The sequence below is a fragment of the Thiobacillus sp. SCUT-2 genome (genome assembly GCF_035621355.1).
In the GTDB taxonomy this organism is placed as follows: domain Bacteria; phylum Pseudomonadota; class Gammaproteobacteria; order Burkholderiales; family Thiobacillaceae; genus Thiobacillus; species Thiobacillus sedimenti.
On sequence record NZ_CP141769.1, the window covers coordinates 371,983 to 386,539 of the forward strand.

The following is a 14,557-nucleotide window of genomic DNA, read 5'->3' on the forward strand; positions in this document are numbered from 1 at the left end:
GCTTGCGGGAGAGGGGGCAGAGGCTTCGCTTCGCGAGCCCGAAGCGCATGAGCGAAGGCCTGCTGTTTCTCGCGCACCGCATCCCGTATCCGCCCAACAAGGGCGACAAGATCCGTTCGTTCCACCTCCTGCGCCATCTGAGCACGCGCTACCGCGTTCATCTCGGCGCCTTCGTCGACGATCCCGCCGACTGGCAGTATCGCGAGGCGCTGCGGCCCTACTGTGCGTCGGTCAGGCTGGTGCCGCTGCACCCGCGCCGGGCGCGGCTGGCGAGCCTGGCGGGCCTGCTGACCGGCGAGGCGCTGACCTTGCCTTATTACCGGAGCGGCGCGCTCAGGCGCTGGGCCGCCGCCCTGGCGGCCGACGGTACCGTGACGCGCGGGCTGGCCTTCTCCTCGGCGATGGCGCAGTTCATGCCGCCCGGGCTTGCGCGCCGGGTGCTCGACATGGTCGATGTCGATTCCGACAAGTGGACGCAATACGCGCCGACCCAGCGCTGGCCGTTGTCGTGGCTGTATGCGCGCGAAGGCCGCAAGCTGGCGGCGTGGGAGGCGCGGGTGGCCGGGTGTTTCGACGCGACCTTGCTGGTATCGCCCGCCGAGGCGGCCTTGCTGCGGCAGCGCGTGCCGGCGGCATGCGACCGCATCGGCGTGTTCGAGAATGGCGTCGACGCCGAGTATTTTTCGCCGGTCCGGGACTATCCGGATCCCTATGCGGCCGGGCAGATCAGCGTGGTGTTCACCGGCGCGATGGACTACTGGCCGAACGTGGATGCCGTCAGCTGGTTTGCCGAGCGGGTCTTTCCTGCGGTCCGGGAGGCGGTCCCATCGGCCCAGTTCACGATCGTCGGCAGCCGGCCTGCCGAAGACGTGCTTGCGCTGGCGCGCCAGCCCGGCGTCGTGGTGACCGGCAGCGTACCCGACGTCCGCCCCTGGCTTGCCCATGCGGCCTGCGCCGTGGCGCCGCTGCGCATCGCGCGCGGCGTGCAGAACAAGGTGCTGGAGGCGATGGCGATGGCCCGTCCCGTAGTCGTCACGCCGCAGGCGGCCGAAGGGATCCATGGTGCGCCGGGGCGCGATTTCGTGGTTGCGGCCGACGCAGCCGGGTTCGCCGCGGAAGTCGTCGCGGCGCTGCGTCTCCGGGCTTCCGTGCCGCAGGCGCGCGCGCGCGTGCTGGCGCAGTATGACTGGACCCGCAACGTGTCCGCCGTCGATCCGCTGCTCGAGGCGGCTTCACCGGCCGCCCCCCTTCTGGAGACCTGCCCCGCATGAGTGCCTTGCCCGATACCCTGCCTGCAGCCGCGCCGCGCGGCACCTGGCCCCTGTACGGAGGGGTGACGGCCCTCGTCCTGCTGGCGCTGGCCGCGATCTTCTGGCCGACCTTTCACGCGATGGCGGCCATCTGGGAGCGTTCGGAGACCTTCGCCCACGGCTACCTGATCTTCCCGATCAGTCTCTGGCTGATCTGGCGCAAGCGCGAGGCGCTTGCCCGCGTTCGCCCGCGCCCCGACCTGCGCGGGCTCGTCCTGCTGGCCGGTGCCGGGGCGGCCTGGCTGCTGGCCGACGCTGGCAGCGTCGCCGTCGTCGCGCAATATGCCTTCGTCGCGATGCTGGTCGCCGCGGTCTGGATCCTGCTCGGGGAAGCGTTTCTGCGGGCAGCCTTCTTTCCGCTGATGTTCCTGTTCTTCGCGGTGCCGATGGGAGAGTTCCTGATCCACCCCCTGATGAACGTGACCGCCGATTTCACGGTGTCGATGCTGCGGGCGACCGGCATTCCGGTCTACCGCGAAGGCACGTTCTTCAGCATTCCCAGCGGCAACTGGTCGGTCGTCGAAGGGTGCTCCGGCCTGCGCTACCTGATCGCCTCGGTGACGCTCGGCGTGCTGTACGCCTATCTGTCCTACCGTTCGTTCAAGCGCCGCCTGCTGTTCTCGCTCGCCGCGATGGTGGTGCCGGTGTTCGCCAACAGCGGGCGCGCCTACCTGATCGTGATGATCGCCCACCTTTCCGACATGAAGCTCGCACTCGGTGTCGATCACTACATCTACGGCTGGGTCTTCTTCGGCATTGTCATGCTGCTGTTGTTCTGGGTCGGCAGCTTCTGGCGCGAGGACGACCTTCCCATGCCGGCGCAGCCGTCTCCGCAGCGGAATGCCGCTCCCGAGCGTGGCACCGGCCGGCCGCTGCTGCCGGTCGCGCTGGCGGCGCTCGTGCTCGCGGGGCTGTGGCCGGTCTACGCGCACTGGCTGGAGACGCGCCCGCTGCCGAACCTGCCCGCACTCGCGGTCCAGCCCGCGGGCGGCTGGCGCCCTGCGCCGCCGTTCACGACCTGGGTGCCCCACTGGATCGGCGCCGACCGTCAGCTGCGGCAAACCTTCGCCGAGGGGCGGCAGGCGGTCATGCTCGAGCTCGATTACTACGTGACGCAGCGGCAGGACGCCGAGCTCATCAACTCGCAGAATTTCATGATCAGGCAGAAGGACCCTGCGTGGGCGAACGTCGGCGAGGGCCTCGTCACGGTGCGGATCGGCGGCAGGACGCGACAGGTCCGGCAGGCGAAGATGCTCGGCAGCGATGGTCAGCGGATACTCGTGTGGCAGTGGAACCTGATCGACCGGAACACGGTCGTCAACGACTATTACGCCAAGCTGGTGCTGGCGCTCGACCGCGTGCGGCTGGCCCGCGACGATGGTCTGTCGGTGCTGATCGCCACGCCGTATCCGGAAACGGGCATCCAGGGCGCGGCGGCGACGCTGGCCCGGTTTGCGGCGGACATGGAACCGGAGATCGCGCGTGCGCTCGATCGGGTCGACGGGCCGTGACCGCGCATATCGTGCACATCGTCCACCGCTTCGATACCGGCGGCATGGAAAACGGGATGGTGAACCTGTTCAACACGCTGCCGCCCGAGCGCTATCGGCACAGCGTCGTCGCACTGACCGACTTCAGCGATTTCCGCCGCCGCATCACGGCGCAGGAGGTCGGGTTCCACGCCCTGCGGCGGCCCCCGGGCCGCGGCCTCGGCTGGATGGGGCGGCTCCGCACCCTGCTGCGCGAACTGCGTCCCGACCTCGTCCACACCCGCAACCTCGCTGCGCTGGAGGCGCAGTTCGTCGCGGCGGCGGCCGGCATCCGCGCCACCGTGCACGGAGAGCACGGACGCGACATGTTCGACCTGCACGGACGGAGCCGGAAGTACAACCTGCTGCGACGCGCGGCGCGCCCCTTCGTGTCGAATTACGTTGCGGTGAGCCGCGACCTGGAGAACTGGTTGCGCGAGGTCGTCCGCGTGCCGCCGCGCAAGCTCCACCAGATCTACAACGGCGTCGACAGCGCGCGATTCCGTCCGCGCGCCGGCGCGCGCCCCGCCATCCTGCCGCCGGCGTTTGCCGACGCCTCCAGCACGGTCCTCGGCTCGGTCGGCCGCATGGTCGAGGTGAAGGACTACCCCATGCTCGCGCGCGCCTTCATCCGTCTTCATCGCGAGCGTCCGGCGCAGGCGGAACGGGCACGCCTGGTCATCGTCGGCGAAGGTCCTGCGCGCGCAGCCTGCCTCGAACTGCTCCGGGGGGCCGGCCTGGCGCATCGGGCCTGGCTGCCGGGCGAGCGCCACGACATCCCCGCACTGATGCAGGCGTTCGACGTCTTCGTCCTGCCGTCGAAAAACGAGGGCATCTCCAATACCATACTCGAAGCGCTGGCGAGCGGCCTGCCGGTGGTCGCCACCGCGGTGGGCGGCAGCGTCGAACTGGTGGAGAGCGGGATCAACGGCCGGCTGGTCGAGGCGGGCGGCGAGGAGCGCATGGCACAGGCCTTGCTGGATTATCTGGGGGACGACGGCGCGGCGGCGCGCATCGCCGAACAGGGCCGAAATGCACGGCGCGCGGCCGAGCAGCGCTTCAGCATCCCGGCGATGGCGGCGGCCTACGCTGCGGTGTACGAGCAGACACTGGGGCGTCGGCGCTGAAGGGCCGTCGGCGCGCCCGATAAATCGACAGGACACGGACAGCAACCCACATGTGCGGCATTACAGGCATATTCGACATCGGCGGCTCGAACGCGATTTCGCGCGAGCTGCTGCATCGGATGAACGAAGCGCAGTTCCATCGCGGCCCCGACGAGGGCGGGCTGCATCTCGAGCCGGGGCTCGGACTGGGGCACCGGCGACTGTCGATCATCGATCTGGCCAGCGGCCAGCAGCCGCTCTTCAACGAGGACGGCTCGGTCGTCGTCGTGTTCAACGGCGAGATCTACAATTTCCAGCAGCTGGTTCCCGAGCTCGAGGCGCTGGGCCACGTCTTCCGCACCCATTCCGACACCGAAGTCATCGTCCATGCCTGGGAGGCCTGGGGCGAGACCTGCGTCCGGCGCTTCCGCGGCATGTTCGCCTTCGCGCTGTGGGACCGGAATCGCGAGACGCTGTTCGTCGTGCGCGACCGCTTCGGCGTCAAGCCCCTCTACTATGCCTTCCTGGACACCGGCGAATTCATCTTCGGTTCCGAGCTGAAGGCCCTGCTCGTGCATCCGAGCCTCGCACGCGACATCGACCCGCTGGCGGTCGAGGAATATTTCGCGTACGGCTATGTCCCCGAGCCGCGCACCATCTTCAAGCGCGTGCAGAAGCTGCCGCCGGGCTTCACCCTCACCCTCAGGCGCGGAGCGGCGCGCGCCTTGCCGAAGCAATACTGGGACGTGCCGTTCGAGCCGGTCCCCGTGAAGGACGAGGCGGCGGCGATGGACGAGCTGGTCGAGCGCCTGAAGGAGTCGATCCGCCTGCGCATGATCGCCGACGTGCCGCTCGGCGCCTTTCTTTCCGGCGGCGTCGATTCGAGCGCGGTGGTCGCGATGATGGCGACGCAGTCGCCCACGCCGGTGAACACCTGCTCGATCGGCTTCGACGATCCCGCCTTCGACGAGGTGGCGTTCGCGCAGCAGGTCGCCGACCGCTACCGCACGCGGCACCATGTGGAGACCGTCGCCGCCGACGACTTCAGCCTGGTCGGCAAGCTCGCGCAGGTCTACGACGAGCCCTACGCCGATTCGTCGGCGCTGCCGACCTACCGGGTCTGCGAGCTGGCGCGCAAGCACGTGAAGGTGGCGCTGTCGGGCGACGGCGGCGACGAACATTTCGCCGGCTACCGGCGCTATCGCTGGTTCCGCTACGAGGAGCGGATGCGCTCGGTAATGCCGCTGATGCTGCGCCGCCCGCTGTTCGGCGCGCTCGGCCGGCTGTACCCGAAGGCCGACTGGGCGCCGCGGGTATTCCGCGCCAAGACGACCTTCGAGGCGCTCGCGCGCGACACCGTCGAAGGCTATTTCCACGGCGTCTCGCTGCTGTCCGACGCGCAGCGCAGGCAGCTGTTCTCGCCCGCGTTCAAGCGCGAGCTGCAAGGCTACGAAGCAGTCGAGGTCCTGCGTCGCCACGCGGCCGTGGCGCCGACCGACGATCCGCTGTCGCTGGTGCAGTATCTCGACATGAAGACCTATCTGGTCGGCGACATCCTCACCAAGGTCGACCGCGCCAGCATGGCGCATGCGCTCGAGGTGCGCGAGCCCCTGCTCGACCACGAGCTGATGGGCTGGGTGTCGGGCCTGCCGACCGATCTCAAGTTGCGCGGGACCGAGGGCAAGTATCTGCTGAAGAAGGCGATGGAGCCCTATCTGCCGCACGACGTGCTGTACCGCCGGAAGATGGGCTTTTCGGTGCCGCTGGCGGCCTGGTTCCGCGGGCCGCTCGCGGCGACCATCCGCAGTGTCGTGCTCGGGGAGCGGCTGGCGTCGACCGGCCTCTTCAACCGGGACTACCTGCGCGAGGTGGTCGACGCCCACCAGTCCGGTCGCCGCGACTGTTCGGTGATCCTGTGGACGGTCCTGATGTTCGATGCCTTCCTCGGCCAGGTGCTGGGGATGGACGAGGCACAACGCGAGGCGGCATGAAGATCCTGCACGTATTCGACCATACCCTGCCGCTGCATTCCGGCTACACCTTCCGCAGCGCGGCGATTCTGCGCAACCAGCGCAAGCTGGGCTGGCAGACCTGGCATCTTTCCGGCCCCCGCCAGATCGACTGCACCGTGCCCGAGGAGGACGCCGACGGCCTGCATTTCTATCGCACGCCGAAGCCGGCGGGATTGCTCACCAGGCTGCCCGGAGGCGAGCCGTTCGCGGCGATGGCGGCGATCGAGAAGCGCCTGCTCGGGCTGGCACGTGAACTGCAGCCCGACGTCATCCACGCCCACTCGCCGGTGCTCGACGCCGTTCCGGCGATCCGCGTCGGCCGCAGGCTGGGGATTCCCGTCGTCTACGAAATCCGCGCCTTCTGGGAGGACGCCGCGGTCGACCACGGCAGCACGCGCGAGGGCAGCCTTCGCTACCGGCTGACGCGCGCGCTGGAAACGTGGGCCGTCAAGCGGGCCGACGCGGTGACCGTCATCTGCGAGGGCCTGCGCGGCGATCTCGTCGGGCGCGGCATCCCGCCCGGCAAGATCACCGTCATCCCCAACGCGGTCGATATCGAGAAATTCGCGCTGGGCGGCAAGGCGGATCCCGAACTGAAGATGAAGCTCGGGCTCGGGAACAGCCGCGTGCTCGGCTTCATCGGCTCGTTCTACGCCTACGAGGGGCTCGACCTGCTGATCGCCGCCCTGCCTGCGATTCTCAGGCAGGTGCCGGACGTCAAGGTGCTCCTGGTCGGCGGGGGGCCGCAGGACACGGCGTTGAAGCGGCAGGTCATGGCGCTCGACCTCAAGGATCGCGTCGTCTTCACCGGGCGCGTGCCGCATGCCGACGTGAACCGCTACTACGATCTGATCGACGTGCTCGTGTATCCGCGCCATCCGATGCGCCTGACCGAGCTCGTCACGCCGCTGAAGCCGCTCGAGGCGATGGCACAGGGCCGGCTGATGGTGGCCTCCGACGTCGGCGGGCACCGCGAACTGATCCAGGACGGCAAGACCGGCGTGCTGTTTCGCGCGGGCCAGGCGGGCGAACTGGCGAGCAAGGTCGTGGCGCTGCTCAAATACGAGCAGGGCTGGGATGGCATGAAGAAGAACGGCCGCCATTTCGTGGAGACCGAACGCAACTGGGCCGCCAGCGTGGCGCGCTATCGGGGCGTGTACGGCAGCCTCGCCGGGCCGGGATGGGAGGCGGCGCTTGGCTGAGGCACGTGCCGGTGCGGCGGGGGCGATCGATCTCGTCGTGTTCAGTACGCTGTTTCCCAGCGTCGCGCGCCCTGGCGCCGGCCTGTTCATCCGGGAACGCATGTTCCGCGTGGCGCAGCACCGCCCGCTTGCCGTCGTGTCGCCGCAGCCCTGGTTCCCCGGGCTGGCCCTGATCCGTCGGGTGCGCCCAGGCTACCGTCCTCAGGCGCCGGCACTGGAAATCCAGCAGGGCATCCGCGTGTATCACCCGCGCTTTCTCGCCGCCCCGGGGATCCTCCGCCGGTTCGACGGACTGTCGATGGCGCTGGCCAGTTTCTTCCTGCTGCGACGCCTGAAGCGCGAAGGGGCACGGCTCATCGACGCGCACTTCGCCTACCCGGACGGTGCGGCCGCCGTCACGCTGGGGCGTTGGCTTGGCCTGTCGGTGACGATCACCCTTCGCGGCACCGAGGTGCCGCACAGCCGCGACACACGACTGCGCCGTCGGCTGGCGCGCGCGCTCGGCGCGGCGACGCGGGTCTTTGCGGTGTCCGACTCGCTCCGGCGCCTCGCCCTCGATCTCGGCGCTGCCCCCGAGAAGACCGAGGTGATCGGGAACGGCGTCGACCTCGGCATGTTTCACCCGGTTGATCGTCATGCGGCGCGCGCCCGCTACGACCTGCCCGATCGGGCGCAGGTGCTCGTTTCGGTGGGCGGGCTGGTCGAGCGCAAGGGCATGCACCGCGTCATCGACTGCCTGCCGATGCTCATCGAGCGCCATCCGGACCTGCACTATGTCGTCGTCGGCGGCGGCGGCCCCGAAGGCGACATGCGCGCCGAACTCGAGGCGCAGGCAGCGCGCCTCGGCCTGAGCGACCGCGTGCATTTTCTGGGTGCCTTGCCGCCGGAAGCCCTCAAATGGCCGCTGTCGGCCGCCGACGTCTTCGTGCTCGCGACGCGCAATGAAGGCTGGGCCAACGTATTCTTGGAAGCCATGGCATGCGGCCTGCCCGTCGTCACCACGGACGTCGGCGGCAATGCGGAAGTCGTCTGCCATCCCGGCCTCGGGCGCATCGTGCCGTTTGGCGATGCGGCCGCCTTGCAGGCGGCGCTGGACGAGGCGCTCGACGCGCACTGGGACCGGGATGCGATCCTTGCATACGCGCGCGCCAACCAGTGGGATGCGCGCGTCGCCCAGCTGCTGCGCGCATTCGCGCCCCTGCTTTCCTCCCCGTCGCCTGCCGATCGGCACATGCCGACGGCCGCACGCCGATGAGCGCACCTCGGCCTGCGACCGGACACGACGCGCGCAGCGTGCCTGCACGGCTTCGCCATGCCATCTGGCGGCACGCCAAGGCGGTGCGGCAGCGTCTGCTTCCCCGCCGGGTGGCGCAGCACGTCTTCGTCGCGGGGATGCAGCGTTCGGGCACCAACCTCCTGATGGACGTGCTCGATGCGAGTGCCGCCACCCAGGTGTTCCACGAAACCGACCCGCGTGCCTTCGAGCGCTACGAAATGCGGGATTGCGAGGTGATCGGCCAGCTGGTGCGGCAGAGCGTGGCGCCGGTATTCGTCATCAAGGCCCTGTGCGAGCTCGATCGGCTCCCGTTCCTGATGGAGCGCTTCAACCCGGCGAAAACGCTCTGGATGGTGAGGGACTGGCGCGACAGCGTCGATTCGGCGATCAAGTCGTTCGGCAATTTCGTGCCGCAATGGCAGCGGCTGGCGCACGGCGACGCGAGCGACTGGCGCGGGCGCGGCATGTCGGCCACTACCCGCGAGCGGCTGCGCGCACTGTATCGGCCCGACGCCAGCGAGGCGGAAGGTGCGGCGATCATGTGGTTCTACCGCAATGCGATCTTCTTCGAGCAGCAGCTCGCCGCGGATCCCCGCGTCCGGGTGGTGTTCTACGAGTCGCTGGTTCAGCAGCCGATGCGCGAAGTGGCCGCGGTGTACGATTTTCTCGGCCTGTCCGGCTTCAATGCCGCGATCGCGGCGCGCATCCATGCGCGCTCCGTCAGGCACCGCAGCCCGCCCGACATCTCGCCGGCGGTGGCCGGCTTGTGCGACGAGCTGCTGATGCGCTTCAAGGCGCTGCCCCGGGAGGGATCGGCATGAGCGTACCGGCCTGGCTGGCGCGAAGCGTGTTCCGCGTGCAGGAGGCGGTGATGCGCCGGCCGACGTTCGCGCTGCTCGAGGTGCTGCAGCGTACGCAGTGGCTCTCGCCGGACGACATGCGCGAATACCAGCGCGCGCGGCTCAACGGGCTGCTGCAGTCGGCGCTGGCGCACAGCCCCTGGCACGCGCAGCGGCTGCAGGCAGCCGGCCTCGCCGAGGCCGTCCGCGCCGGTGCGGTCGGGCCGGGCGACCTGGCGCGGCTGCCGACGATGGACAAGCGCGATGCGCGCAGTCACATCGATGCGCTCGTGTGGCGGGGGGTGCCCGGCGGGGTGTTCCCGTACACGACAGGCGGCTCCAGCGGCGAACCGCTGATGTTCTATTTCGGCCGCGCCCGCCAGGCGGCGGATGCGGCGGGGCGCCTGCGGGCGCGGCGCTGGTGGGGCGTGCAGCCGGGCGAGCGCGAGGTCTACCTGTGGGGCGCACCGGTCGAGCTCAACGCGACCGACCGTGTCAAGACGCTGCGCGACCGCCTCGTGAACCAGCTGTTGCTGAACGCGTTCGAGATGTCGCCGGCGCGCATGGATGTGTATCTCGAAGCCATCGAGGCCTGGAATCCCAAGGCGATCTACGGCTACGCCAGCAGCCTGGCCCTGCTCGCCGCGCATGCCGAGGCGCGGTCGGTCAAGCCGCGCCTGCCGGCGCTGCGCGTGGTGAGCAGCACCGGCGAGCCGCTGTTCCTGCATCAGCGCGAGCTGATCGAGCGCGTATTCGGCGTGCCGGTGTCGGTCGAATACGGCGCGCGCGATGCCGGCCTGATGGCGCTCGAGTCGCCGGACGGCGTCCTGCTGCAGATGAGCGAGACGCACCTCATCGAGGTCCTCGACGCGGCAGGCAATCCGGCCGAGGAGGGCGAGGCCGTGATTACTTCCCTGGTGTCGGCGGCGCAGCCCTTCATCCGCTATCGCACGGGCGACGTGGTGCGGCGGAGCGGGCGCAGGGATCCCGGTGGCCGTGGGCTTGCCGTGCTGGATGCCGTCGTGGGGCGCCAGACGGATTTCCTCGTCGCGGCCGACGGCCGCATCATGCACGCACTGGCGGCGATCTATGTGCTGCGGGCGGTTCCGGGCGTGGCCCAGTTCAAGCTGGTGCAGCATGCGGTCGACCGGGTCGAGGTCCAGCTGGTGCCGGACGCGCACTGGAACGACGCGGCGCGCGAGACGGTGGTCCGGGGCTTGCGGGCGCGCCTGGGCGATGCGCTGGCGGTCGAGCTGAACCTGCGCGAGTCGATCGCGCCGGAAGCGTCCGGCAAGCATCGCTACGTGGTCAGCCACGTGCGCCTGGACGAGGCGCTGGCGCAGGCGGGGGGCACCGCATCATGACGCGGCGCCCGGCCGGGTTCGGCCTGTCGCTGCGGCGGGCGAGGCCGGGTGTCGCCGCGCCCGGTTTCGAGGGCATGGGCGCAAGCTGCTTTGCAGATGCGCCGATGATGGATATCGTGGGCAGACGCAGTCCGCCCGAAATGCAGAGAGCCGAATCCGCATGAGAGACCTGTTCATCACCGGCCTGATCTTCAGCCTGCTGCCGTTCGTCTTCAGGAGGCCGTGGCTGGGCATCCTGCTGTGGTCGTGGCTGGGGTACATGAACCCCCACCGGCTGGCCTGGGGATTCGCCTACAACATGCCCTTCTCGATGATCGTCGGGGCGGTGACCATCCTCGCGTTCATGGCGTCCAGGGAGAAGAAGGACATGCCGTGGACGCGCGAGATCTTTGTCCTGCTGTTGCTGACGGGGTGGATGCTGTTCACCACCTTCTTCGCGTTTTATCCCGCGCTCGCCTGGCTGGAGTGGAACAAGGTCTGGAAGATCATGCTCATGGTCCTTCTGACGACGCTGATCATCAACGAACGCTACAAGCTGCACTGGCTGATGTGGGTGATCGTCCTCTCGTTCGGCTTCTACGGCGTCAAGGGCGGCATCTTCACCATCATCAACGGCGGCGTCTACCGCGTTCAGGGGCCGACGGGAACCTTCATCGCCGGCAACAACGAAATGGCACTGGCGCTGGTGATGACCGTCCCCCTCATCCGTTATCTTCACCTGCAGGAGCCCCGCAAGTGGGTCAAGATCGGCCTCGCCACGGCCATGGTGCTGACCGGCGTGGCGGCCATCGGCAGCCAGTCGCGTGGCGGCATGCTGGCGATGGCCGCCATGGGCCTGTTCCTGTGGGTGAAGAGCCGCAACAAGATCGTGACCGGCTTTTACATGGCGATCGCGGTGGCCGTCATGGCGTCGGTGATGCCGCAGGCCTGGTACGACCGCATGAACACGATCAAGACGTATCAGGAAGACCAGTCCGCGCAGGGACGGATCAACGCCTGGCATACCGCGTTCAACGTGGCGAAGGATCGCATCACCGGCGGCGGATTCGACATGTTCCGCCCCCCGACGTTCCGCCAGTACGCACCGGATCCCTGGAACGTCCACGACGTCCACAGCATCTACTTCGAGATGATGGGCGAGCAGGGCTTCATCGGGTTTGCGCTCTTCATGCTGCTGGGCGTGCTGGCGTGGATGCGCGCCCGGCAGATCATCAAGCGATGCAAGCGTGACCCCGAGCAGAAATGGGCGGCCGACCTGGCGGCCATGATCCAGGTCAGCCTGGTCGGCTACGCGACCGCCGGGGCGTTCCTGGGCATGAGTCATTTCGACCTGCCTTACCATCTGATGATCATTCTGGTGCTCGCGGCCAAGTTCTCAGGCGCCCTCGGCAAGGTCGCGCCGGCCCCGGCCGGCGTCCACGGCAGGGGGCTGCCCCATCCGGCAAGCCGGTTCGGTACGGAGAACGCCGGGCCGAGGGCATGATGTGAACTGGCCAAGGGTCCGCCTGCCGCCGGGCCTGGGCGCCGCATTCTGGCTGGCGGCGGCGCTGCTCGGGCTGGCCGAAGCGGCGCTGCACAGCGAGGCCGTGCTGCTCCGGTACCGGTCGGTGTTCGCGGTGGGGCGCGCCTACGACAAGCTGCATGCGCTCGAGCAGCGCCCGCCTGCCCTTCTTTTCATCGGCAACAGCCGCGTCGACAACGGCATCGATCCGCTCGCCGTGGCGCGCGCATGGCCCGGCGCGCCGCTCCACGGTTTCAACCTCGGGCTGCCCGGCGCGAACGCCGTCGTCTACCACGGTGCGCTGCGCCGCCTCGACGCACGCGGACTTCTGGGCGGCGGGGCGATCCGGGCGGTGGTGCTGGGGCTGGACGAAAGCGCGCTGCAGGACGGCGATTCGCTCGGCTATGCAAGCTTCCTCGCCGACCGTCGTGCGCTGTGGGACGCCGCGCGCTACCGCGAGTGGCTGGGCAGCCTGGTGCGACTGTGGTCCTACTCCGGAAACCTGCGCCAGCTGCGCGAGCCCGAGAAGGCGCTGCGCTTCGTCGAGGCGAGCGTGCGCGAGGTCGATCCGGTCGGCGGCGCCGCCGCAGGCCGCCTGGGCTACCGGCCGGGCTTTGGCGCGGCCCAGAACGCCAACCAGGTCGCGAGCCAGGAGCAGGCTGCCTGGTCTCCGCCGAGCCCGGCCGTCGAGGCCTTCCTCTGGCATGCGATTGGACTGCTGCAGATGCGCGGCGTGCAGGTGTTCGTCACGCTGCCGCCTCTCCGCGATCGCCGCCCGGCCTTCGTCGACGCGCGCCCCGATGCCGCGCCCTACCGCGATTTGCTGGCGCGGCTGCGGCAGCGCGGTGTCGTCGTGCTGCCGCAGCCAGTCGGCTACCGGGCCGCCGATTTCATCAACGCCGGCCACCTGAACGATCACGGCGCGCAGCGATACAGCGCGGAGCTGGCCCGCCAGCTTGCCATGGCGGGGTTTCGCTAGGCCGTGCTGTTCAGCTCCCCGACCTTCCTGCTCTTTTTTGCCGTCCTGCTGCTTTTCTACGCAGGTGCGCGCAGCTATCGTGAACGTGCGGCCATCGTGCTCGCCGGCAGCCTCCTGTTCTACGCGTCCTGGAAGCCGGCCTACCTGCTGCTGCTCACGGCATCGGTCAGCCTCAACTATTGGCTCTATTCGGCCCTGTCGGCGACCCGCAGCAAGCGCCTGCTGGTGGCCGGGCTGGCGCTGAATCTCGGCTTCCTCGGCATCATCAAGTATCTGGGCATGGCGCTCGACACGCTGTCAGGCCTCGCCGGCTGGCTCGAGCTGCCTGTCCCCGCCGCGCCGCCTGCGTGGGTGCACTGGGCCTTGCCGCTGGGGATCAGCTTCTACACCTTCCACATGCTGTCGGTCATGATCGACGTCTATCGGGGCGAGTGGACCCACCGCATATCGTTTCGCGCCTGGTGGATGTACGTGACCTTCTTCCCGCACATGATCGCCGGGCCCATCCTGCGGGCGTCCGAACTGGTCGAACAGCTGGAAGATCTGCAGCCGCTGAGGGCGCGCGAAGTGAAGCTCGGGGCCCTGATCTTCCTGGCCGGACTCGTCAAGAAGGTGCTGTTCGCCGACAACCTGGCGCCGCTGGCGGACGCGTTGTTCGGGCAGCCGCAGGCGCTCGGCCTCTACGCCGCCTGGCTCGCGGCCACCGCCTTTGCACTGCAGATCTATTTCGACTTTTCCGGCTACAGCGAGATGGCGGTCGGCCTGGCACGCATGTTCGGCGTGGTGCTGCCACGCAACTTCCTGCATCCGTACACCAGCCGCAGCGTGCGCGAGTTCTGGCAGCGCTGGCACATCACGCTGTCGCGCTGGCTGCGCGACTACCTCTACATCTCGCTGGGCGGGAACCGCCGCGGCAAGGCGCGCAACCTGGCCAACCTGATGATCACGATGCTGCTCGGCGGGCTCTGGCACGGCGCCGCCTGGACGTTCGTGTTCTGGGGGCTCCTGCACGGGAGCTATCTCGTTCTGCACCGCGTGCTGCTGGATGCCTGCACGCGGGTCGGCGTGCTCGAAGGCTCCGCCGCCGCGCGCGCCCTGTCCTGGCTGGGCTGGCCGGTGACGCTTGCACTGGTATGGCTGACCTGGGTGTTCTTTCGTGCGCCGACCTTCCACGATGCGTGGACCATCACGGCCGCGATGCTGGGAATGGCGGATGCCGCCGGCGCGCCGGCGGTGCGCACCTATGTGCAGGCGCTCGTCTGGGCGAGCCTGCTGCTGGTCCTGGTCGAGCCCGCCATCGAGCGGGCGCTTAAGCGCGGATTGCGGCGCTGGGGGGAACTGCATTTCACGCTGCGCGGCACCGCATATGCGGGCATTGCACTGATGGTGATCCTCTTCGGCGGCAGCAGCCAGAAATTCATCTATTTCGATTTCTGAGG

Annotated in this window: 11 protein-coding genes; all 11 read left to right on the forward strand. The window is 68.9% G+C overall.

Going from position 1 to position 14,557, the window contains the following annotated elements:
- The first annotated feature begins 47 nt into the window (after positions 1-47).
- Entirely contained in the window at positions 48-1,271 is a 1,224-nt protein-coding gene (locus VA613_RS01750; RefSeq protein ID WP_324780149.1) for a TIGR03087 family PEP-CTERM/XrtA system glycosyltransferase, read from the forward strand.
- Positions 1,268-2,821, forward strand: coding sequence for an exosortase A (gene xrtA / locus VA613_RS01755; protein WP_324780150.1), 1,554 nt, complete (start codon positions 1,268-1,270; stop codon positions 2,819-2,821). Before VA613_RS01750 ends, xrtA begins: the two co-directional genes overlap by 4 nt.
- Positions 2,818-3,966 carry a TIGR03088 family PEP-CTERM/XrtA system glycosyltransferase gene (locus tag VA613_RS01760; protein WP_324780151.1) on the forward strand — a complete coding sequence of 383 codons (1,149 nt, stop codon included), beginning with the start codon at positions 2,818-2,820 and terminating at the stop codon, positions 3,964-3,966. The genes xrtA and VA613_RS01760 overlap by 4 nt, the downstream gene beginning before the upstream one ends.
- A gap of 50 nt (positions 3,967-4,016) precedes the next feature.
- Positions 4,017-5,936: an XrtA/PEP-CTERM system amidotransferase gene (locus VA613_RS01765; protein WP_324780152.1), complete on the forward strand. Its 1,920-nt coding sequence runs from the start codon at positions 4,017-4,019 to the stop codon at positions 5,934-5,936.
- Positions 5,933-7,159, forward strand: a complete 1,227-nt coding sequence (locus VA613_RS01770; RefSeq protein ID WP_324780153.1) for a TIGR04063 family PEP-CTERM/XrtA system glycosyltransferase — start codon at positions 5,933-5,935, stop codon at positions 7,157-7,159. The genes VA613_RS01765 and VA613_RS01770 overlap by 4 nt, the downstream gene beginning before the upstream one ends.
- Entirely contained in the window at positions 7,152-8,414 is a 1,263-nt protein-coding gene (locus VA613_RS01775; protein WP_324780154.1) for a glycosyltransferase, read from the forward strand. Before VA613_RS01770 ends, VA613_RS01775 begins: the two co-directional genes overlap by 8 nt.
- Positions 8,411-9,256, forward strand: a complete 846-nt coding sequence (locus tag VA613_RS01780) for a sulfotransferase family protein (protein ID WP_324780155.1) — start codon at positions 8,411-8,413, stop codon at positions 9,254-9,256. The genes VA613_RS01775 and VA613_RS01780 overlap by 4 nt, the downstream gene beginning before the upstream one ends.
- A complete protein-coding gene (locus tag VA613_RS01785; protein ID WP_324780156.1) occupies positions 9,253-10,638 on the forward strand; it encodes a phenylacetate--CoA ligase family protein in 1,386 nt (461 codons plus the stop codon). Before VA613_RS01780 ends, VA613_RS01785 begins: the two co-directional genes overlap by 4 nt.
- 160 nt (positions 10,639-10,798) lie before the next feature.
- Positions 10,799-12,121, forward strand: coding sequence for a putative O-glycosylation ligase, exosortase A system-associated (locus tag VA613_RS01790; protein ID WP_324780157.1), 1,323 nt, complete (start codon positions 10,799-10,801; stop codon positions 12,119-12,121).
- A 1-nt stretch (position 12,122) separates the two neighbouring features.
- A complete protein-coding gene (locus tag VA613_RS01795; RefSeq protein ID WP_324780158.1) occupies positions 12,123-13,118 on the forward strand; it encodes a hypothetical protein in 996 nt (331 codons plus the stop codon).
- 3 nt (positions 13,119-13,121) lie between these two features.
- On the forward strand, positions 13,122-14,555 hold the full coding sequence (locus VA613_RS01800; RefSeq protein WP_324780159.1) for an MBOAT family O-acyltransferase: 1,434 nt from the start codon (positions 13,122-13,124) through the stop codon (positions 14,553-14,555).
- Positions 14,556-14,557 lie beyond the last annotated feature (2 nt).

What these genes read in the sequence shown, in the direction of transcription:
- VA613_RS01765 (WP_324780152.1), top strand. Translation starts at nt 4,017, where the DNA reads ATGTGCGGCATTACAGGCATATTCGACATCGGCGGCTCGAACGCGATT.
- VA613_RS01750 (WP_324780149.1), top strand. Translation starts at nt 48, where the DNA reads ATGAGCGAAGGCCTGCTGTTTCTCGCGCACCGCATCCCGTATCCGCCC.
- xrtA (WP_324780150.1), top strand. Translation starts at nt 1,268, where the DNA reads ATGAGTGCCTTGCCCGATACCCTGCCTGCAGCCGCGCCGCGCGGCACC.
- VA613_RS01770 (WP_324780153.1), top strand. Translation starts at nt 5,933, where the DNA reads ATGAAGATCCTGCACGTATTCGACCATACCCTGCCGCTGCATTCCGGC.
- VA613_RS01780 (WP_324780155.1), top strand. Translation starts at nt 8,411, where the DNA reads ATGAGCGCACCTCGGCCTGCGACCGGACACGACGCGCGCAGCGTGCCT.
- VA613_RS01785 (WP_324780156.1), top strand. Translation starts at nt 9,253, where the DNA reads ATGAGCGTACCGGCCTGGCTGGCGCGAAGCGTGTTCCGCGTGCAGGAG.
- VA613_RS01790 (WP_324780157.1), top strand. Translation starts at nt 10,799, where the DNA reads ATGAGAGACCTGTTCATCACCGGCCTGATCTTCAGCCTGCTGCCGTTC.